19 protein-coding genes and 1 pseudogene are annotated in these 21,006 nt (G+C 66.2%); 12 read left to right on the forward strand and 8 right to left on the reverse strand.

All coding sequences use genetic code 11. The features are described 5' to 3' along the window. Positions 1-489: 489 nt before the first annotated feature. The 9 genes from kdpF to dapA all read left to right on the forward strand — a co-directional run bounded on the left by kdpF (position 490) and on the right by dapA (position 10,998). Positions 490-579 (forward strand): K(+)-transporting ATPase subunit F, encoded by a 90-nt coding sequence (gene kdpF / locus HWY37_RS12070; protein WP_013391886.1) that lies wholly within the window; start codon positions 490-492, stop codon positions 577-579. Then, complete coding sequence (gene kdpA / locus HWY37_RS12075; protein WP_176088709.1) at positions 579-2,381, forward strand: potassium-transporting ATPase subunit KdpA; 1,803 nt, start codon at positions 579-581, stop codon at positions 2,379-2,381. The genes kdpF and kdpA overlap by 1 nt, the downstream gene beginning before the upstream one ends. 8 nt (positions 2,382-2,389) lie before the next feature. Further along, the gene (kdpB, locus tag HWY37_RS12080) at positions 2,390-4,549 is read left to right on the forward strand and encodes a potassium-transporting ATPase subunit KdpB (protein WP_176088710.1); all 2,160 of its coding nucleotides are present in this window, start codon (positions 2,390-2,392) and stop codon (positions 4,547-4,549) included. Positions 4,550-4,579: 30 nt separating this feature from the next. Further along, complete coding sequence (kdpC, locus tag HWY37_RS12085; protein ID WP_175205096.1) at positions 4,580-5,188, forward strand: potassium-transporting ATPase subunit KdpC; 609 nt, start codon at positions 4,580-4,582, stop codon at positions 5,186-5,188. 51 nt (positions 5,189-5,239) lie between these two features. Further along, complete coding sequence (locus HWY37_RS12090) at positions 5,240-8,026, forward strand: sensor histidine kinase (protein WP_175205097.1); 2,787 nt, start codon at positions 5,240-5,242, stop codon at positions 8,024-8,026. A gap of 12 nt (positions 8,027-8,038) precedes the next feature. After that, positions 8,039-8,731 (forward strand): two-component system response regulator KdpE, encoded by a 693-nt coding sequence (gene kdpE / locus HWY37_RS12095; protein WP_175205098.1) that lies wholly within the window; start codon positions 8,039-8,041, stop codon positions 8,729-8,731. 116 nt (positions 8,732-8,847) lie between these two features. Further along, on the forward strand, positions 8,848-9,633 hold the full coding sequence (locus HWY37_RS12100; protein ID WP_175205099.1) for a TorF family putative porin: 786 nt from the start codon (positions 8,848-8,850) through the stop codon (positions 9,631-9,633). A gap of 171 nt (positions 9,634-9,804) precedes the next feature. Continuing rightward, positions 9,805-10,095 carry a hypothetical protein gene (locus HWY37_RS12105; RefSeq protein ID WP_246302265.1) on the forward strand — a complete coding sequence of 97 codons (291 nt, stop codon included), beginning with the start codon at positions 9,805-9,807 and terminating at the stop codon, positions 10,093-10,095. A gap of 3 nt (positions 10,096-10,098) precedes the next feature. Continuing rightward, the gene (dapA, locus tag HWY37_RS12110) at positions 10,099-10,998 is read left to right on the forward strand and encodes a 4-hydroxy-tetrahydrodipicolinate synthase (RefSeq protein ID WP_176088711.1); all 900 of its coding nucleotides are present in this window, start codon (positions 10,099-10,101) and stop codon (positions 10,996-10,998) included. Here the strand turns inward: dapA and HWY37_RS12115 are convergent. The 3 genes and pseudogenes from HWY37_RS12115 to icd form a co-directional block, all read right to left on the reverse strand. Then, on the reverse strand, positions 10,976-12,517 hold the full coding sequence (locus HWY37_RS12115; protein ID WP_176088712.1) for a methyl-accepting chemotaxis protein: 1,542 nt from the start codon (positions 12,515-12,517) through the stop codon (positions 10,976-10,978). The two genes, dapA and HWY37_RS12115, sit on opposite strands and share 23 nt — an antisense overlap. A 217-nt stretch (positions 12,518-12,734) precedes the next feature. Continuing rightward, positions 12,735-13,964, reverse strand: a pseudogene (locus tag HWY37_RS12120) (O-antigen ligase family protein); the annotation flags it as partial. Between the two features lie 124 nt (positions 13,965-14,088). Next, positions 14,089-15,345 (reverse strand): NADP-dependent isocitrate dehydrogenase, encoded by a 1,257-nt coding sequence (gene icd / locus HWY37_RS12125; protein ID WP_176088713.1) that lies wholly within the window; start codon positions 15,343-15,345, stop codon positions 14,089-14,091. Positions 15,346-15,549: 204 nt separating this feature from the next. Between icd and HWY37_RS12130 the strand changes: the two genes are divergently transcribed. Beyond that, a complete protein-coding gene (locus HWY37_RS12130; RefSeq protein ID WP_176088714.1) occupies positions 15,550-15,975 on the forward strand; it encodes a DUF1841 family protein in 426 nt (141 codons plus the stop codon). 75 nt (positions 15,976-16,050) lie between these two features. Here HWY37_RS12130 and HWY37_RS12135 read toward each other — a convergent pair whose 3' ends face one another. Then, complete coding sequence (locus HWY37_RS12135) at positions 16,051-16,413, reverse strand: c-type cytochrome (RefSeq protein WP_175205103.1); 363 nt, start codon at positions 16,411-16,413, stop codon at positions 16,051-16,053. Positions 16,414-16,425: 12 nt separating this feature from the next. Next, positions 16,426-16,779 carry a c-type cytochrome gene (locus tag HWY37_RS12140; protein WP_175205104.1) on the reverse strand — a complete coding sequence of 118 codons (354 nt, stop codon included), beginning with the start codon at positions 16,777-16,779 and terminating at the stop codon, positions 16,426-16,428. Between the two features lie 175 nt (positions 16,780-16,954). Between HWY37_RS12140 and HWY37_RS12145 the strand changes: the two genes are divergently transcribed. Both HWY37_RS12145 and HWY37_RS12150 read left to right on the forward strand, forming a co-directional pair. Then, a complete protein-coding gene (locus HWY37_RS12145) occupies positions 16,955-17,836 on the forward strand; it encodes an AAA family ATPase (protein WP_175205105.1) in 882 nt (293 codons plus the stop codon). Positions 17,837-17,864: 28 nt separating this feature from the next. Then, entirely contained in the window at positions 17,865-19,037 is a 1,173-nt protein-coding gene (locus HWY37_RS12150) for a vWA domain-containing protein (protein ID WP_175205106.1), read from the forward strand. An 18-nt stretch (positions 19,038-19,055) separates the two neighbouring features. Here the strand turns inward: HWY37_RS12150 and HWY37_RS12155 are convergent, their stop codons facing one another. The 3 genes from HWY37_RS12155 to HWY37_RS12165 form a co-directional block, all read right to left on the reverse strand. Continuing rightward, positions 19,056-19,613: a GNAT family N-acetyltransferase gene (locus HWY37_RS12155; RefSeq protein WP_175205107.1), complete on the reverse strand. Its 558-nt coding sequence runs from the start codon at positions 19,611-19,613 to the stop codon at positions 19,056-19,058. A 115-nt stretch (positions 19,614-19,728) separates the two neighbouring features. Next, positions 19,729-20,106, reverse strand: a complete 378-nt coding sequence (locus tag HWY37_RS12160; RefSeq protein WP_175205108.1) for a hypothetical protein — start codon at positions 20,104-20,106, stop codon at positions 19,729-19,731. A 249-nt stretch (positions 20,107-20,355) separates the two neighbouring features. Beyond that, positions 20,356-20,955: a GNAT family N-acetyltransferase gene (locus HWY37_RS12165; protein WP_175205109.1), complete on the reverse strand. Its 600-nt coding sequence runs from the start codon at positions 20,953-20,955 to the stop codon at positions 20,356-20,358. Positions 20,956-21,006: the final 51 nt, after the last annotated feature.

A 21,006-nucleotide genomic window follows, 5' to 3' on the forward strand; every position in this document is an offset into this window, starting at 1 on the left:
CAGCCGTTGTGCGTTTTGCTTTTTTTGGGTACTGCTTTACTTTTTTTATGTACCGGTGCCGCCGGTATTTGCCCATGCAGGGCTTTGTCTCCTCACCTGCATGGAACGAGATTCTGCACCAGAAGCGGGATTGTCACACTAGGGGAATGCCCTAAGAAGGAGCATTCATTTACATATTCCGCGCACCACAGTGGTGCATTTTGACATCCACGTTCTAAATATTGGGATTTTACGTTTCATTTACACCCCCCTCCCAAACGTATACCCCGTTTTTACCCCCTGCTCCGTAACCTGCCGGTGTCCTGATTGGTCACCTGGCCTGCCCGGCGCGCATCCGTTTTTGCCGCAAGGGCCAGTCGTTCGAGGGAAGCGCCGCTTCCCGGGAGGAAAAAACGTGGATGCCATCTATATCGTCGTCTTCGCCGTCATGGCGGGGCTGACCTACGCCCTGCTCCGGTTCTGTGAAGCCTTGTCTGCGGGGGAGCAATCATGAACTGGCTCTATTGGCTGAGCGGCCTGACCGCCGCCCTGCTGTTCGTGTACCTGCTGGTCGCGCTGTTCAAACCGGAGAAATTCTGATGACCGCCGAATTCATCGGATTGCTGGTCGTGTACCTGGCAGTCCTGCTTGCGATCGCGCCCCTGCTCGGGCGCTACATCCGCATCGCCATGGAAAACGGGCAGTCCCGGCTGACCGCCTGGGGCCGCCCGCTGGAACGGGGCATCTACCGGCTGGCCGGCATCAATCCCCAGGCCGAAATGGGCTGGAAGCGATACGCCCTGGCGGTGCTGGCCTTCAACATCATCGGCATCGCCGTGGTCTACGCCTTGCAGCGCCTGCAGGGCGTGCTGCCGCTGAACCCCGCCGGCATGGGAGCGGTTTCGCCCGATTCCGCCCTGAATACCGCCATCAGCTTCGTGGCCAACACCAACTGGCAAGGCTACGGTGGCGAATCGACGATGAGCTACCTGACCCAGATGCTGGCGCTGACGGTGCAGAACTTCGTTTCGGCCGCCACCGGCATCGCCGTGGTGTTCGCGCTGATCCGCGGCCTGGCCCGCCATTGCTCGGCCACGGTGGGCAACTTCTGGACCGACATGGTGCGCAGCACGCTTTATGTGCTGCTGCCGCTGTCCCTGGTGCTGGCGCTGGCGCTGGTCAGCCAGGGCGTGATCCAGAACTTCAGTCCCTACCAGGAGGTCCAGACGATCGAGGCCGTCCACTACGACCAGCCGCGCGTCGACGCCCAGGGCCAGCCCGTGCTGGACGCCAAGGGCCAGGCCGTGACGGATCCCGCCGTCAGCAAGACCCAGACCCTGGCCATGGGTCCGGTCGCCTCGCAGGAATCGATCAAGCTGCTGGGGACCAACGGCGGCGGCTTCTTCAATGCCAACTCCGCGCATCCGTACGAAAACCCCACGCCGCTGGCGAACTTCCTGGAGATGCTGGCCATCCTGGCGATCCCCGCCGCGCTGTGCTTCTCGTTCGGCGAGATGGTGGGCAGCCGTCGCCAGGGCATCGCGGTCCTGGCGGCCATGACCGTGCTGTTCACGGTGTTCGCCCTGTCTGCCGCCTACTTCGAGCAGCAACCCAATCCGATGGCCGCCCAGGCCGGCGCCGACAGCGCGCTCAGCGCGTTCTCGCCCGGCGGCAACATGGAAGGCAAGGAAACCCGCTTCGGCATAGCCGCCACCTCGCTGTTCGCCACCGTCACCACGGCGGCGTCCTGCGGCGCGGTCAACGGCATGCACGATTCGTTCAATGCCATGGGCGGCCTGACGCCGATGCTGCTGATGCAACTGGGCGAGGTCGTCTTCGGCGGCGTGGGCTCTGGCCTGTACGGCATGCTGGCCTTCGCCATCCTGGGCGTCTTCATCGCCGGGCTGATGATAGGCCGCACTCCGGAATACCTGGGCAAAAAGATCGAGGCCTATGACATGAAGATGGTCTCCATCGTCATCCTGGCGACGCCGCTGCTGGTGCTTTGCGGCACGGCGCTGGCAGTCTCGGTATCGGCCGGCCAGGCCGGCGTGCTGAATCCCGGCATCCACGGCTTCTCGGAGATCCTCTACGCCCTGACGTCCGCCGCCAACAACAACGGCAGCGCCTTCGCCGGCCTGTCCGCCAACACGCCCTTCTACAACGTGCTGCTGGGCATCGCCATGTGGTTTGGCCGCTTCGCGATCATCGTCGCCATCCTGGCGATGGCCGGCTCGCTGGCCGCCAAGCGCCGGCATCCCGCCAGCGCGGGCAGCATGCCCACGAGCGGCCCGCTGTTCGTGGTGCTGCTGATCGGCGCGGTGCTGCTGGTGGGTGCCCTGACATACGTGCCCGCGCTGGCCCTGGGCCCGGTCGCGGAACACCTGCAAACGAAAGGCTAGGAATGAAAATGGCCAAGATTGAAACCTCCATTACCGGCGCCGGCGGCGGCGCCGCCCGTGCCGCGGCTGGCGGCCAGCATGAACGCAAGTTCGGCATGTGGTCGCGCGCCCTGGTCGGCCCCGCCTTGCTGGACAGCCTGCGCAAGCTCTCGCCCGCCGCGCAACTGAAGAACCCCGTGATGTTCGTGGTCTACGTGGGCAGCATCCTGACCACCGTGCTGTGGGTCATGGCCCTGCGCGGCCAAGCCGAGGCGCCCGCCGGGTTCATCCTGGCGATCAGCGTATGGCTATGGTTCACGGTGCTGTTCGCGAACTTCGCCGAAGCGCTGGCCGAAGGCCGCGGCAAGCAGCAGGCCGCTACGTTGCGCGGCCTGCGCACCACCATCGACGCGCGCCTGCTGAAAGGCTTTCGCGACGCCGACGCCGCCACGGCCCAGCCCGGCAACTGGCGCGGCCGGGCCGTCAGCCAGCCCTCGGGCCTGCTACGCCGCGACGACGTGGTGCTGGTCGAAGCGGGCGAAACCATCCCCGGCGACGGCCAGATCATCGCCGGCGTGGCCTCCGTGGACGAAAGCGCCATCACCGGCGAATCCGCGCCCGTCATCCGCGAATCCGGCGGCGACTTCTCGTCGGTCACCGGCGGCACCCGCGTGCTGTCGGACTGGATCTTCGTGCGCATCGCCGCCGATCCGGGCGAGAGCTTCCTGGACCGCATGATCGCCATGGTGGAAGGCGCCAAGCGCCAGAAGACGCCCAACGAGCTGGCCCTCACCATCCTGCTGGTGGGCCTGACCGTGGTCTTCCTGCTGGTGGTCGTGACCTTGATGCCGTTCTCGATCTATGCGGTCCATGCCGCCGGCGGCGGCACCGCCGTCACGGTGACGGTGCTGGTCGCGCTGCTGGTCTGCCTGATTCCCACCACCATCGGCGGCCTGCTGTCCGCCATCGGCGTGGCGGGCATGAGCCGCATGATGGGCGCCAACGTCATCGCCACCTCGGGCCGCGCAGTCGAAGCCGCCGGCGACGTCGACGTGTTGCTGCTGGACAAGACCGGCACCATCACCTTCGGCAACCGCCAGGCCTCGACCTTCCTGCCGGCGCCCGGCGTGTCCGCGCGCGAATTGGCCGAGGCCGCGCGCCTGGCCTCGCTGGCCGACGAAACGCCGGAAGGCCGCAGCATCGTCGCGCTGGCCGACAAGTCCATCCACGCGCCGGCCGCGCCGATCTCCAACGCCGAGTTCGTGCCCTTCACCGCGCAGTCGCGCATGAGCGGCGTGGACCTGAACGGCCGCATGATCCGCAAGGGTGCGGTCGATGCCGTCCAAGCCTGGCTCGCCGCGCAGGATGCCACGGTGCCCGAACAGGCCCTGCGCCTGGCCGAGGACGTGGCGCGCCGCGGCAGCACGCCGCTGATGGTCAGCGACGGCAACCGCGCGCTGGGCGTGGTCGAACTGAAGGACATCGTCAAGCCCGACATCCGGTCGCGCTTCGCCGAGCTGCGCCGCATGGGCATCAAGACCGTGATGATCACCGGCGACAACAAGCTCACCGCCGCATCCATCGCCGCCGAGGCCGGCGTGGACGACTTTCTGGCCGAAGCCACGCCCGAAGCCAAGCTCAAGCTGATCCGCGCCTACCAGGCGGAAGGCCGCTTGGTGGCGATGACGGGCGACGGCACCAACGATGCGCCCGCGCTGGCGCAGGCCGACGTGGCGGTGGCGATGAACTCGGGCACCCAGGCCGCCAAGGAAGCCGGCAACATGGTGGACCTGGATTCCAACCCCACCAAGCTGATCGAGATCGTCGAGATCGGCAAGCAGATGCTGATGACCCGCGGCGCGCTCACGACCTTCAGCGTGGCCAACGACGTGGCCAAGTATTTCGCCATCATCCCGGCCGCATTCGCCACGGTCTATCCGCAACTGAACGTGCTGAACATCATGGACCTGGCCACGCCGGCCTCGGCCATCATGTCGGCGGTGATCTTCAACGCGCTGATCATAGTGGTGCTGATCCCGCTGGCGCTCAAGGGCGTGCGCTACCGGCCGCTGGGCGCCGCCGTGCTGTTGCGCCGCAACCTGCTCATCTACGGCCTGGGCGGCCTGCTGGTGCCGTTTGCCGGCATCAAGCTGGTCGACATGGTGCTGGCCGCCCTGGGCTGGGTCTGATCCCGGCCCGCCACTGAAAAGGAAACTCTCATGAAAACCTCCGCCCCCCTGCCGCGCCAAGGCGGCATCCTGCGCCCCGCGCTGGTCGTGTTCGCCGCGCTGTCGCTGGTGACCGGTCTGGCCTACCCCTTCCTGACCACGGGCATCGCCGCCGCCGTGTTCCCGCACCAGGCGGCCGGCTCGCTGATCAAGCAAGGCGACCGCGTCGTGGGCTCGGAACTGATCGGCCAGTCGTTCAGCTCGCCCGGCTACTTCTGGGGCCGCCCGTCCGCCACCGCGCCCATGCCGTACAACGGCGCCAGTTCCGGCGGCTCGAACCTTGGGCCGCGCAATCCGGCGCTGGCCGAAGCCATCCAGGCCCGCATCGCCGCGCTCAAGGAAGCCGATCCCGCCAACCCCGTGCCGGTGCCGGTGGACCTGGTCACCGCGTCCGGCAGCGGACTGGATCCGCACATCAGTCCGGCCGCCGCCGCCTACCAGGCGGAGCGCGTCGCACGCGCGCGCAACCTGCCGCGCGCGCAGGTCGACGCGCTGATCCAGGCCCATACCGAAAAGCCCTGGCTGGGCGTGCTGGGCGACCCCGCGGTCAACGTGCTGGAGCTCAATCTGGCGCTGGACCAGCTGAGTCCGGCGCGCTGATGCCGCGGCGTATAGTATTACCAGCCGTTCCCTCACACCTATTGCGCGTTCATGGCTGATATCGCTGGCGAGCGTCCCGACCCCGACGCGCTCTTGAAGACCCTGGACGACGCCGCGCGGCAGGCGGTGCGCGGCAAGCTGCGCGTCTACTTCGGCTCGTCCGCCGGCGTGGGCAAGACCTACGCCATGCTGGTGGCGGCGCGCGCGCACGCCGCCCAGGGCGCCGACGTGCTGGCCGGCATCGTCGAGACCCACGGCCGGCGCGAAACCGCCACGCTGCTGGAAGGCCTGCCTGCGCTGCCGCTCAAGGACGTGGCCTACCGCGGCCATGTGCTGAAGGAATTCGACCTGGACGGCGCGCTGGCGCGCCGCCCCGACCTGGTGCTGGTGGACGAGCTGGCCCACTCCAACGCGCCCGGCTCGCGCCATGCCAAACGCTGGCAGGACATCCAGGAACTGCTGGCGGCCGGCATCGACGTCTGGACCACGCTGAACGTGCAGCACCTGGACAGCCTGAACGAAGCGGTCGGCAGCATCACCGGCGTGCGCGTCTGGGAAACCGTGCCCGACGAGGTCTTCGACGCGGCCGACGAAGTCATCCTGGTGGACCTGTCGGCCGACGAACTGCTGCGCCGCCTGAAGGAAGGCAAGGTCTACCTGCCCGAGCAGGCCCGCCACGCCACCCGCAATTTTTTCCGCAAGGGCAACCTGATCGCGTTGCGCGAGCTGGCGCTGCGCCGCACCGCCGACCACGTCGACGAGGATGTCCAGGAATACCGCCGCGACCGCGCCATCGAACCCGTGTGGCGCACGCGCGAAGCCGTGGTCGCCTGCATCGGCCCGGACGTGGACGCCGAGTACGTCATCCGCAGCGCCCACCGCCTGAGCCAGCAGCTGGAATGCGATCTGCACGTGGTCACCATCGACACGCCGCGCGCCGCGCCGCCGCCGCAGGCCGAACAGGAACGCATCCAGCGCAGCCTGGCCCTGGCGGATTCGCTCGGCGCGCGCAGCGAAACGCTGGCCGGCGGCGACATGGTCGAGGCCGTGGTGCGCTACGTGCGCCGCCACAACATCACCAAGGCCATCATCGGCCGCACCCGAGCCAGCGGCCTGCAGCGCCTGCGACTGTCGCTGTCCGCGCTGCTGACCGCGGCCCTCTCGCCGGGCTGGCTGTGGCGCCGCCACAGTTTCGCCGACATGCTGGCCGCGGGCTGCCCCGAGATCGACATCATCCGCCTGGGCGCGCCGCCGCTGCCGGCCGCCTCCGCGCCCGGACGCGATCCGCTGACGCTGGGACAACGAGCGCGCCAGGCCGCCGACGAGCGCAATCCGCGGCCGCTGGCTGGCTATGCCTGGGCGCTGTGCTACTGCGCCGCGGCCACGGCGCTGTCCGCGCTGGCCTTCCCGGCCCTGCACCAGACCAATATCGTCATGCTGTTCCTGCTGGCGGTGGTGGCGGTGGCGCTGCGCCATGGCCGCGGCCCGGCAGCGCTGGCCTCGGTCGTCAGCGTCGGGCTGTTCGACTTCTTCTTCGTGCAGCCGCTGGCGTCCTTCGCCGTATCCGACGTGCAGTACCTGCTGACCTTCGGCGTGCTGCTGTCGGTGGGCCTGCTCATCGGCCAGCTGACCGCCGGCCTGCGCCTGCAGGCGCAGACCTCGGTCAAGCGCGAGGCCGACGCGCGCAGCCTGTATGAGTTCGCGCGCGAACTGTCGTCCGCGCTGCTGCCGGAGCAGATCGTCACCCTGGCCGGCGCGTTCGTGCACGCCACCTTCGGCTCGCGCTGCGCGCTCTACATCCTGGGCCTGGACGACAGGCTGAAACTGGCCTCGCCGGCCGCGGAAGACATGCCGCCGCTGGAGTCGGCGCTGGCCCAGTGGGTCTACGACCACGGACAGCCCGCAGGCGCAGGCACCGCCACCCTGTCCAACAGCGAACTGCTGTATCTGCCGCTGAAGGCGCCCATGCGCACGCGCGGCGTGCTGGCGCTGGCCGCGCCGCGCCGCAGCCTGTTCTCCAACCCCGACTCGCGCCGCCAGATCGAGGCCTACGCCACCCTGATCGCCATTGCGCTGGAACGCCTGCACTATGTGGAAGTGGCGCAGCAGGCGCTGGTCAGCATGGAATCCGAGAAGCTGCGCAACTCGCTACTTGCAGCGGTATCGCACGATCTGCGCACCCCGCTGACCAGCCTGGTCGGCATGACGGACACACTGATGCGCCAGCAGGACACGCTGCCGCCCGGCATCCACGACACCATCCGCGCCATGCGCGACCAAGCCCAGCGCATGCATGCCCTGGTCGTCAACCTGCTGGACATGGCGCGGCTGCAAAGCCGCGACACGCCGCTGCGCCTGGAATGGCAGTCCATCGAAGAACTGGTGGGCGCGTCGCTGGCCGCCATGCGCGAGCCGCTGGCCGCGCATCGCGTCACGGTGGACAGCCTGTCGCAATTGCCGCTGGTGGAATGCGATGGCGTGCTGATCGAACGCGTGCTGTGCAATCTGCTGGAGAACGCGGCCAAGTACACGCCCGCCGGCAGCGTCCTGCGCCTGCACGCGGACGTCCATGAAGGCGAACTGCGCGTGGCCCTCAGCGACAACGGTCCAGGCGTGCCCGTCGGCGCGGAACGCCGCATCTTCGAGAAATTCACGCGCGGCGACCGCGAATCCGCCACGCCGGGCGTCGGCCTGGGCCTGGCGGTATGCGAAGCCATCATCGCCGCCCACCATGGGAGAATCTGGGTCGAGCACGCGCCAGGCCAGGACTCCGGCGCGCAATTCGTTTTCACCCTGCCGCTGGGCACGCCGCCCCCCATCCAATCCGAAACCCCTTGAACGCCGCACAGCATGTTCGATTACCAGCCTACCGTCCTGATCATTGAAGACGACGCCAACATCCGGCGCTTCGTGCGCCAGGCCCTGGAAAGCGAGGGCTGCGCCGTGTATGAAGCCGAGACCGTCAAGCGCGGCCTGATCGAGGCAGGCACCCGGCAGCCCGACGCGGTGGTGCTGGACCTGGGCCTGCCCGACGAAGACGGCATGACCCTGATCCGCGAGCTGCGAGGCTGGACCGAAGTGCCGGTGCTGGTGCTGTCCGCGCGCAGCGCCGAGGCCGACAAGGTCGCCGCGCTGGATGCCGGAGCGGACGATTACCTCACCAAGCCCTTCGGCGTCAGCGAACTGCTGGCGCGCCTGCGCGTGCTGCTGCGGCGGCATGCCCGGGGCGGCGCGGGCAATGCGTCGGAGATCAGCTTCGGCGACGTGCGCGTTGACTTCGCCAAGCGCGTGGTAGAGCGCGGCGGCCAGCACGTCCACCTGACCGCGATGGAATACCGGCTGCTGGCGGCGCTGCTGGCGCATCGCGGCAAGGTCATGACGCACCGCGAATTGCTGCGCGAAGTGTGGGGACCGTCGCATGTGGAAAGCAACCACTACCTGCGCATCTACATGGGCCATCTGCGCCAGAAGCTCGAAGCCGATCCGGCGCAACCCGTCTTCCTGCTGACCGAAATCGGCGTGGGCTACCGCTTCGCGGGCTGAAACGCGCGCCGCGGCGCGCGCATTGATGCCGCGTTTATGCGCGGCCCGCAAGTCTTGTCTCGGGCTTTATGCGGTTCCTCCTATTGTTGCGATCCCATCCAACACTAGGAGCCCCCATGCCCCGCCATACCCTGGCCGCGTTCGCGCTGCTGACCCTGGCCGCCGCGCACAGCGCCAGCGCGCTCGCCGCCGATACGCCTGCCGCCGATGCCGCAAACACGCCCGCCGCTTCCGATTTCGCGCTGACGGCGAACCTCACCCTGGCCAGCCAGTACCGCTATCGCGGCCTGATGCAAAGCAATAACAAGCCGGCCATCCAGGGCGGATTCGACCTGGCCCATTCCAGCGGCTTCTACCTGGGCAACTGGAACTCCAGCATCAGCTGGCTCAACGACAGCAACAGCAAGGTGTCCGCCCCCGTGGAAATGGACTTCTACGGCGGTTACAAAGGCAACCTCGCGCAGGACGTGCCTGTCGACCTGGGCATCCTGCAGTACTACTACCCCGGCGATTATCCGTCCAGCTTTACCAGCCCCGACACCACCGAGCTCTATGCCGGCATCGGCTACGGACCGGTGATGTTCAAGTACTCCATCGCGATGACCAATCTGTTCGGCTTCGCCGACAGCAAGTACAGCCAATACTTCGACCTGTCCGGCAATTTCGATACCGGCGTCTGGGGCTTGACCATCAACGCGCACGTCGGCCGGCAGTTGGTGCGCAACGTCGACAACGGTTCGTACACGGACTGGAAGCTGGGGCTGACGAAGGACTTCGGCCAAGGCCTGTCGGTGTCGCTGGCCTACCTGGACACCAACGCCGACCGCGCCGTCTACACCAATACACACGGCCGCGACATGGGCCGCGCGACGGGCCTGCTGTCGGTAACCAAGACCTTCTGAGGGCGCACGGACGTTGACGCGTTTTTTACGCGCCGCGTCCGCTTTTATCGGCAGGATTTATGGCGCGCTTCCTATAGTGGAAGCGTCATCAACCAACCGGATCCCGGAACGCCGCCAGCGGCAATCCCTTCTCCCGCCATGATCCCACGACTGCAAGCCCGCCACTCATCCATGCCCGCCCCCCTGCCCGCGCAGCACGCGCAAGCCCGGCCCGACCTGGTCGCGCTGACCATCAGGATCGACACGCTGGACGCGCTGAACGTGCGGCTGGCGCTGCACCGCGCGCTAGGCGGGGACATCGGCATCTATGTGCTGTCCGTGGACCATGCCCACGAGCAATGCGTGCTGCAGCTGCAATGCGACCGCGCACAGCTGGATGCGCTGATGCATGCGGTGATGTCCGGTCTGCCCCGCGCGGAGTTCGGCCCGGTGCGCCCGGCCCGCGCGATCACGGTGCAATAAGCCATGGACATGCCACGCAAGACCGCATTCGAGGGCATCTGGCTGCCCATGATCACGCCCATGCGCGGCGGCTATGTGGACCTGGACGCCGCGCAGGCGCTGGCCCGCTACTACCGCAACGCGGGCATCGCGGGCCTGGTGCTGTTCGGCTCCACCGGCGAGGGCAATCTGCTGAGCGTGCCCGAGAAGATCGACATGATCGAAGCCATCTCCAGCGACCCGCACGCGCTGCCGCTGGTCTTCGGCGCGGGCGGCGTCGACACGCGCGGCCTGGCGGCGGCGATCCGGCGTCTGGAGAAGTACCAGCCCGCGGGCTACCTGGTGCCGCCGCCGTACTACCTGGGTCCGTCCCAGGCCGGCATCCTGTGGCATTACCGGCAGATCGCCTGGGCCACCGAACGCCCGGTCATCCTGTACAACATCCCCAAGCGCACCGGCGTGACGATGACGGTCGAGACCATGGAAACGCTGGCCGCGCTGCCGAACTTCACCGCCGTGAAGGAATGCAATCCCTCGGTGCTGGCCTCGCTGAACGCGCGCGGCAAGCTGGCCGCGCTATGCGGCGAGGACGCGGCTTTGCTGGACCATTTCCTGGCCGGCGGCCGCGGCGCCATCCCGGCCGCCGCGCACCTCTACCCCGAACGCTACGTCGAGATCATGCAGCTGGCCCGCGACGGCCACGCGGAAGCCGCGCGCGAAATGTTCGAACCGCTGCGCGGCCTGATCCGGCTGCTGTTCGCCGAACCCAATCCCGCGCCGATCAAGCGCGCGCTCGCCATGCAAGGCCTCATCGCCGACGAGCTGCGCCTGCCCATGACCAGCGCCAGCCGCGAACTGGGGCAGCGCCTGCAGCGGGCCATGAGCGTGGTGCAGGGCTCGCCTAGCCGGCTGCAGACAGCTTGAACACAGCAACCGCATTGGCCAGCTCGCCGGCCTGATCGCTCAGCGCGGCGGCCGAGGCCGCGAACTCTTCCACCAGCGCGGCGTTCTGCTGCGTCACGCCGTCCAGATGCGTCACGGCCTGGTTGATCTGCTCGATGCCCACGCTCTGTTCGGCGGATGCAGTGGCGATCTCGCCCATCAGCGGCGCGCTGGTGGCGGCCGACTCCAGGACGCTGCCCATGGTCGCGCTGGCCTGCTCGACCCGCTGGCTGCCCCGCTCCACCGAATCCGCCGAGGCTTCGATCAGCGTCTTGATTTCCTTTGCCGCAGTGGCCGAACGCTGGGCCAGCGCGCGCACCTCGCCCGCCACCACCGCGAAGCCTCGGCCCTGCTCGCCCGCGCGCGCCGCTTCCACCGCGGCGTTCAACGCCAGGATATTGGTCTGGAATGCGATCTCGTCGATCAGCCGGATGATCTCGTCGATGCGCTGCGAACTTTGCGAAATCTCGCGCATGGCGTCGATGGCGTGCTGGGTCTCATCGCTGCCCTGCCGCGCCAGCTGCGCCGCCTCGCTGGCCAGGGAGCTGACTTCGCGCACGTGCTGCGCGCTCTGCTGGGCGGTGGCGGTGATCTGCTCGACGCTGGCGGCCGTCTGCTCCAGCGCCGCGGCCTGCTTCTCGGTGCGGTCCGACAGGTCCATGCTGCCCGCCGCGATCTGGCGCGACGCCGCGGCGATGGATGCCGTGGAATGCACGATGCTGCGCACCGCCACATCCAGGCGTTGCTGCATCCGCGCCATGGCGTCGAACAGGCGGCCGATCTCACCCCGCTGATTGCGCGGCACGCTGCCGGACAGGTCGCCGTTGGCCACGCGTTCGCAGACCGCCACCGCCTGGTCCAGCGGACCAAGCACATGCGTGCGGAAAAAGCGCAGCGCTGCCGCCAGCAACAGCGCCAGCAGTCCCAGCGTCACGCCGCCCTGCCGCCACAAGGTGCCGTAAAAGGCCTGGTCGACGTCGTCCACGTACAGGCCGGTGAACAGCAGCCAGCCCCAATCAGCGTCGTAGGTGGCGTAGCTGATCTTGGGCAACGCCTGCTCCGTTCCCGGCCGCGGGAACAGGTAGCGCGTGTAGCCGCCGCCCGACTTGCCCCGGGCATAGAGATCTTCGAATATCGGCTGCCCCGCGCTGTCCTTGATGGACCGTACATTGGTGCCGACCAGCTTGGGATCGGGGTGCACTAGCAGGTCGTAGCCGTCACCGAAGGCGCCCACGTAGCCGTCCTCGCCATAGCGCAGCTGCGCCAATCGGCGCGCCACGTTGCGCTTGGCCTCTTCCAGGGGCATGCCCTCGCGCACGCTCTGCTTGCCGTTGCGCAGGATGCCGGCAGCCAGATCCAGGACATGACGCAGCTCAGTCTTGCGCTCGGCCACCATCTCGGTGCGCCGCTCCCAGGCGTCCCAGGCGCCCAAAGCCAGTACCACGGCCCCGACGGCGAACACGAAGCACAGCAGCTCCCTGCGCAAGCTGGAATTTCTCATAGTCCCTCTTATCCATGTTCATCCACCCAACGAAACCAATCGAGGCAGAATGTGACGATTTATGTATGCGTTTCGTCAGAATAAGGGACAGCACAGGGGTTTTTACCAGGGTTACTCGGGGCGCTTGATCTAGCGCAAGACCCATAAAAAAAACGCCGGCCGGACTTGTCTTGCGCTTTTTTCTCGGCGCTTTTTTTGCCTGCCCGCCACCCGCCAAGCGCGGCGCAGTCAACGCGATCAGCGCCACCACGATCAAGGAATACGTGGGCACGCTGCGCATGTTGCGGAACATCATTTCGGTCAGGCTGAAGGCACAAAAACCCAGACAGAACAGCAGCCCCATCTGCGCGCCGATCCGTATGACGCGGTCATCGCTAGCCAACCTGCGCAGGAATATCCAGGCCGGCGCCATATACAGCGCCAGCATGCTCAACAGGCCCAGCAACCCGTATCCCGACAAAGCAGCCAGCAGGTCATTGTGGGGTTCGCCAAAGCCTTCGACGACCGCCTCCGACACCACGCCCTGCTTGTTCAACTCCAGCAGTTCACTGCGGAACATGCTCGGCCCCACGCCCACGACAGGACTTTTTTCGAACATCCTGACGGATGCACGCCACAACTGCAGGCGAATGCCGAGCGAGGAATCCCGGTCGGTCGCGGTCGCGTAGTCTCGCAAATCGCTCTCGATCGCATGCATGCGGCTGCTGAATTTCCATATTCCCACCGCGCTGACGGCCAGGACGGCGCCGAGCACCAGCGCGCAGCATGCCTTTTGTCGGCGGCTGTAGCCGCGCAATCCCAGCAGGACGATCAGCGCCAGGATGGGAAGCAGCATCCAGCTGCTGCGGGTCTGGGAAAGCCAGGTCGCATACACCGTCAACAGGAAGACCAGCACTTTCAGACCGGTCTCGGCGCGCGGCCAGCGAGTGAGGGATCCCCAGCCTGTCGACAGCAGCGACATCATGCCGAACAGCAGCGTGATGTTGGCGAAGGCGACAGCGTTGTAGCGCCCGCCAATTTCGACAACCCAGGCGCGATCCCGGAACGTCATGGCGACGATCAACATAATCGCTCCCGCCAGCGCGCCTGCCAAAATGGTCCACTGGATCTGTTGCAGCCATCGTTGCGGCGCTCTGAGCAATAGCCAAAGCACTGGCACCGCCAGCGCAAACCGCAGCAGCTTCTCCAACTCCGAGTTGCTCCAGACGCCTCGCACTGCGGACGTGATGAACATGCACAGCAACGGCAGCGCCAAGACCAGGGCCATGGGCAGCAAGGCCCGGAAATCCATGGGCTCCTTGCGTTTGGCAGCATTGAAGGCCAGCGCGGTCAATGCAATCAGGCCTGCCAGATAAATGATGACGGTTCCCCCTATGGGACTGGTCAGCGCCAGCGCGGGAACCAACAACACCAGCCACACGGCCAAAGCAACATACAGTCGGGGCACAACTCTCAACCTGGGAAAAGGGGCAGCAGGCACACGCAGCGCCATGCCATTTGATGGGTTAAACAAAACCCGCCCGCCATGACGGCGGGCGGGTTCACGGGGACTGCGGGCGGCAAGCCGCCAATTACATGTTTTCGATCATCACCTGGCCGAAGCCCGAGCACGACACCTGGGTCGCGCCTTCGAGCAGGCGGGCGAAGTCGTACGTGACCTTCTTGGACAGGATGGATTTCTCCATGCTGGAGATGATCAGGTCGGCGGCTTCGGTCCAGCCCATGTGGCGCAACATCATTTCGGCGGACAGGATTTCGGAACCGGGGTTCACGTAATCCTTGCCGGCGTACTTCGGCGCGGTGCCGTGGGTCGCTTCGAACATGGCGACCGAATCGGACAGGTTGGCGCCCGGGGCGATGCCGATGCCGCCCACCTGCGCGGCCAGCGCATCGGAGATGTAGTCGCCGTTCAGGTTCAGGGTGGCGATCACGTCGTATTCGGCCGGACGCAGCAGGATCTGCTGCAGGAAGGCGTCGGCGATCACGTCCTTGACGATGACCTCGCGGCCGGTCTTCGGGTTCTTGAACTTGCACCACGGGCCGCCGTCGATCAGCGTCGCGCCGAATTCCTTCTGCAGCAGCGCGTAACCCCAGTCGCGGAAGCCGCCTTCCGTGAACTTCATGATGTTGCCCTTGTGCACCAGGGTCAGCGACGAGCGGTCATTGTCGATGACGTACTGGGCGGCCTTGCGCACCAGGCGCTCGGTGCCTTCGCGCGACACGGGCTTGATGCCGATGGATGAGGTGTTCGGGAAGCGGATCTTCTTCACGCCGAGCTTGGTCTGCAGGAACTGGATCAGTTCCTTGGCCTGCTCGCTTTCGGCCATGTATTCGATGCCGGCGTAGATGTCTTCCGAGTTCTCGCGGAAGATCACCATGTTGGTCTTTTCAGGTTCGCGGACCGGCGAAGGCACGCCCTTGAAGTAGGCCACCGGGCGCAGGCAGACGTACAGGTCCAGCTGCTGCCGCAGGGCCACGTTGAGCGAACGGATGCCGCCGCCGACCGGCGTGGTCAGCGGGCCCTTGATGGACACCACGTAATCCTTGACGACGTCCAGCGTCTCGTCGGGCAGCCACACGTCCGGGCCGTAGACCTTGGTGGCCTTTTCGCCGGCATAGACTTCCATCCAGTGGATCTTGCGCTTGCCGCCATAGGCCTTCTGCACCGCCGCGTCGACGACCTTGATCATCACCGGGGTGATGTCCGCGCCCGTGCCGTCGCCTTCGATGTAGGGGACGATGGGCTGATCGGGCACATTCAGCGAGAAATCAGCATTGACCGTGATCTTCTGGCCGCCAGCGGGAACCTTGATATGTTGGTAGGACATGAATGCTCCATTTGCTCCGAGTGGTTTTTCTGCACGCGCCGGCATCGGGAAGCGTCCGTTCCGGCGGGGAAGATCGCCCTCGGGAACCGCGCGCTGGATGGCCGATAGCAACCAATTCTATATCGCAAAGGGGCCGGCGGGCCTGGCGGGTTGCGCACAGCGGTAAAATAATGCATCACCAGCCTGCCTTACGCCCGCCCTCAGATGTTCAATCCCTCCCGCGACCAAGTCCGCGAATTCTTTATCGAAACCTGGCGCAAGCACCGCGCGTCCGAGGTGTTGACGCCGCTCGAAGCCATCGCGCTGGACTGGATCATCGAGCATCCGGAATACCACGGCGACCTGGAAAACCCCGAGGCCATGACGGCCGAATACTCCGTGGAGAAGGGCCGCACCAACCCCTTTCTGCATCTTTCCATGCACCTGGCCATCGCCGAGCAGCTGTCCATCGATCATCCGCCCGGGATCCGCAGCGCCTACCAGCAACTGGTGGCGCGCAGCGACGCCCACCAGGCCGCGCATGAAATCATGGAATGCCTGGGCCAGGTGGTCTGGGAAGCGCAACGCCTGGGCACGCCGCTGGACAGCGACACCTACATCGACCTGATCCGCCAGCGCGCCAGCCGCTGAACGCCGCGGCAGTCCGAGTAAAAGAAAAGCCCTCAAATCGAGGGCTTTCTTGTAGTGCGGGCCAGCCGGAACGGCTTACTTGCGCACGCCCAGGTCGCTGGGTTGCGCCGACAGCCAGGCCGCCACGTTGGAGATGTCCTGGTCGGACAGCTGGGTGGCGAAGGCGCCCATGATGGGGTTCTTGCGCACGTTGGCCGTGGCCGCGCTGCCGGAGGCGCCGCGCTTGTAGGCCTTCAAGGCATGGACCAGATAGTCGGCGTGCTGGCCGGCCAGGGTCGGATAGGCCGGGTCCACCGCCGTCTTGGCGTCCGCGCCATGGCAGGAAGCACAGTTGAATTTGTCGAAGACGGCCTTGCCGGCAGTCAGGTCCTGCGCCTGGGCGGCAACGCCCGTCACGGCCAGGGTCGCGCCCGCAAGGGCAAGCATGTAGCGATTCATGTGTTTGCCCCCTTACTTGAGATTCGAGTAGTACGCGGCCAAGTCGGCGATGTCCTGGTCGGACAGGCTGCCGGCGATGGCGTCCATCGTGGGATGGCTGCGCGCGCCTTTCTTGTACTCGTTGAGGGCGGTTTCGATGTACTTGGCGTTCTGCCCAGCGATCATCGGCACGTGGTACAGCTCGGGAAACGTTGCCTTGTAGCCTTCGATGCCGTGGCAACCGATGCACATGGAAACCTTGTCGCGGGCGTTCTGGACATTACCGACCACTGCTGCGTCTGCAGCAACAGCCTGGCCGGCGATCGCACAGGATGCCATCGCGGCCAACACGGATACCGTGCACTTCAGAGAGGTTCGCAACTTCATTGGAATGGCTCTTCTTGGTATGGCTAAGGACTAGGGCCTGCTCACACGAAAAGGCCCTCGGCAAACACGTTGCGGGTCGAACCCAAAGCAAAACCGCCTGATTGTACGATAATTGCTCAGGATTAATACCTTACGATGATATTGATCAACGTCAATTCTCAGAAGCCATCAGACCATGTCCGCAGCCCAGTCCGCTACTTCCGCCTCGCCAGACCGCTTCGACGGGACCGACAACTATGTCGCCACCGATGACCTGAAACTCGCCGTCAACGCCGCCCTCACCTTGCAGCGCCCGCTGCTGATCAAGGGCGAACCCGGCACCGGCAAGACCATGCTGGCGGAGGAAGTGGCGCGCGCGCTGGGCCGGCCCTTGCTGCAGTGGCACATCAAGTCCACCACCAAGGCGCATCAGGGTCTGTACGAATACGACGCGGTGTCGCGCCTGCGCGACTCGCAGCTGGGCGATGAAAAGGTCCGCGACATCCGCAACTACATCGTGCAGGGCACGCTGTGGCAGGCCTTCCAGTCGCCGGAGCCGGTGGTGCTGCTGATCGACGAGATCGACAAGGCCGACATCGAATTCCCCAACGACCTGCTGCGCGAACTGGACCGCATGGAATTCCACGTGTACGAAACGCGCGAGACCATCTCGGCGCGGCATCGTCCGCTGGTCATTATCACGTCCAACAACGAAAAGGACCTGCCCGACGCCTTCCTGCGCCGCTGCTTCTTCCACTACATCCGCTTCCCCGACCGCGAGACCATGCGCGACATCGTCGCCGTGCACTATCCGCACCTGAAGCAGGACGTGCTGCGCGCCGCGCTGGACACCTTCTTCGCGCTGCGCGACGCACCGGGCCTGAAGAAGAAGCCGTCCACCTCGGAACTGCTGGACTGGCTGCGCCTGCTGCTGGCCGAAGGCTCCAGCGCCGCCGAAATCGACGCGCACACGGCCACCGCCGTGCCGCTGATGGCCGGCGCGCTGCTCAAGAACGAGCAGGACGTGCACCTGCTGGAACGCCTGGCGGCCATGACGCGCGGCGGCCAGCGCCGCTGATCCGCCAGCAACCACGGGCGGCCCGCAAATGCTGATCGACTTCTTCTACCACCTCCGGGCGCACAAGCTCCCGGTCTCGGTCAAGGAATACCTGACCCTGGTGGATGCCCTGCGCCAAGACCTCATGGCGCCCACGCTGGACGAGTTCTACTTCCTGGCGCGCGCCACGCTGGTCAAAGACGAAGCGCTCTATGACCGCTACGACAAGGCCTTCGGCGCCTACTACAAGGGCATCGCGGCCTCCCTGCCTCCCGGCAAGGAGATCCCGCTGGACTGGCTCATCAAGCAGTTCGAGAAAAGCCTGACTCCCGAAGAGAAGGCCGCGATCGAAAAGCACGGCTGGGACAAGCTGATGGAGCTCTTCAAGGAGCGCCTGGAAGAACAGAAGGAACGCCATGCCGGCGGCAGCAAATGGATCGGCACCGGCGGCACCTCGCCCTTCGGCAATGGCGGCTACCACCCCGAGGGCATCCGCGTCGGCGGAGACTCAGCCGGCAACCGCAGCGCGGTCAAGGTGTGGGACATGCGCCAGTTCAAGGACTACGACGACCAGGTCGAACTGGGTACGCGCAACTTCAAGGTCGCGCTACGCCGCCTGCGGCGCTTCGCGCGCCAGGGCGCGGAAATGGAACTGGACCTGGACGACACCATCGCCAGCACCGCGCGCAACGCCGGCCACCTGGACCTGCGCATGGTGCCCGAGCGCCACAACACCGTGAAGGTGCTGATGCTGCTGGACGTGGGCGGCAGCATGGACGACCACATCGGACGCGTCGAGGAACTGTTCTCGGCGGCCCGCAGCGAATTCCGCAACCTGGAAGTCTATTACTTCCACAACTGCCCCTACGAAAGCCTGTGGCAGAGCAACCGCCGGCGCCAGAACGAGCGCTTCGACACCTGGGACGTATTGCGCAAGTACAACCCGGACTGGCGCCTGATCATCGTCGGCGACGCCACCATGAGCCCCTACGAAATCCTGCAGCCGGGCGGCTCGGTCGAACACTACAACAAGGAACCCGGCGCCGAATGGATGCGCCGCCTGCTGGACGCCTGGCCCAAATCGGTCTGGCTCAACCCCGAACCCACCGCATCCTGGCAGTACCGCCAGTCCATCGCGCTGCTGCGCGACATCATGCAAGGGCGCATGTACCCCGTGACGGTCGCCGGCCTGGAACAGGCCATGCGCATGCTGTCGAAGTAGGAAGCGCGCGGCGCGGGCTTACCCGTCGACCGGTTCTTCAGGCGTATCCAGCGTCAGCTGATAGAACGCCAGATCCAGCCAGCGCCCGAACTTGAAGCCCGCCTCGCGGATGGTGCCTGCATGCTTGAAGCCCAGTTTCTCATGCAGGCGGATGCTGCCCTGGTTGCTCGCGTCGATGCCGCCCACCAGCACGTGCACCTGATTGGCGCGCGCCCGCTGGATCAGTTCGAGCATCAGCGCCTCGCCCAGGCCCTGCCCGCGAAAGCGCCCGTCCACGTACACGGAATGCTCCACCGAATACTTGAAGGCGGGCCAGGCGCGGAAGGTGCCGTAGCTGGCGAAGGCCATCAGCTCGCCGGCTGCGTTCTCGTATCCCAGCACCGGGAAGCCGCCCTGCTGCTTGACCTGGAACCAGGTCTGCATCGCTTCGCGCGGCCGCGGCTTGTAGTCGTACAGCGCGGTGGAGTTGGCGATGGCGTCGTTGAAAATGGCCAGGATCTGGTCGGCATGGCGGGCATGCGTGCAATCGACCAGGGTTGCGCCATCGGGCGCGCGGTTTTCGGCGGGCGTAGTCATGGCGCAAATTGTAGCGAGCGGCTTGGCCTTGCGGATATTGGACCAGCCGCTTTCGCGCATAAAAAAAACCGGCGAAGCCGCCGGTTCAGTTGGATCTTGCCGCTTCTGGCCACTCTCAGGCGGCGCGGCTCTCCGCAGATCGGTCGGCGGGCGGCTCGCGGCGCAGGCCGGGGCACTGATGCCATGCAAGCTCGTCCGCATCCATGTCCAGGTCGAACAGGTCGTTGGCCGCAGGCCAGGGATGGCTACGCGCGGTCGCACCCTCCATTTCCAGCACGTGTCCGGCAAAGCCCCGAGGCGAGCCGCCGCACTCCGCGAAATATCGTTGTGTGCTCAAGTCCACCACGTAGGTGGTCATGTCATGGGTCAGTATGGCCACGAATTGGCCGTCATCACTGGCATAGGCGTACTGAAACTGTCCTTTGATACCGTCGCCCTTCAGGGGGCTGCCGGTCAATTGGGACAAGGCACGCGTGACGATCTCGGTCAGCATGGGTCGTTCCTCCGGTAAATGCGCCGGCACGATGCCGGCGGCGAAGGCGCGAACGACAAGCACCGGCGCCGCGCAGGAAGCGGCGTCTGGCGTTGGACGGGAAGCCTGTGTACGGGCTGTCGCGCATCCCGTCAGCAACTGGTACTGCTTGGTGAAAAGCTTACACCCGCAGGCCGGATGGCCTCAAATCGCCTGGGATTGCCGAAATATGGCGACGCAACATCCCCTGTTCACGGGGCTTGCCGGCCCTTATGCCGCCGCGACCGGCGCCGCGCCTGCACCTGCGTCACCATTTTCTCGCCCGTGCCAGAGCCCGCGCCCGATCCGGTACAGCACATGCCGGCGCAAGGGATGCCCTTCCGGTACCGCGGGATGGTCGAAGCCTTCCGCATCCGCCCGCATGCCGAGGCGGTCCATCACCGCGCGCGAGCGCGCGTTGCCGACTGCGGTGAACGCCACGATCTCCTCCAGGCCCACCTGCTCGAAGCCGGCCCGCAAGGCCGCCTCGGCCGCTTCCGTGGCATAACCCTTGCCCCAATGCCGCTGTGCCAGGCGCCAGCCGATCTCCACGCCCGGCGCGAAGGGCAAGGAGGGCGCCAGGGGCTTGATGCCGACAAAGCCGATGAACGGCGCCACTTCCGGCGCCTCCACGGCCCAGAAACCCCAACCGTGCTCGTCGATGCCGGCAGCCAGCCGGTCGGCCAGCGCATCGCTCTCCCGCGCGGTCAGCGGCAACAGGTATTCGGTGACGCGGGGATCCTGGTTCAGCGCCGCGAAAGGCTCGCGGTCGGCCGCTCGCCACTGGCGCAGCACCAGCCGGGGCGTTTCGACTTCCAGGGATAGGGACATGTGGAACTTCCTTGCCTTGCGGTCCGGGGCCTCGCGCGCTGCGGCGCAGCC

Source organism: Achromobacter anxifer, from assembly GCF_903652925.1.
Taxonomy (GTDB): Bacteria; Pseudomonadota; Gammaproteobacteria; order Burkholderiales; family Burkholderiaceae_B; genus Achromobacter; species Achromobacter anxifer.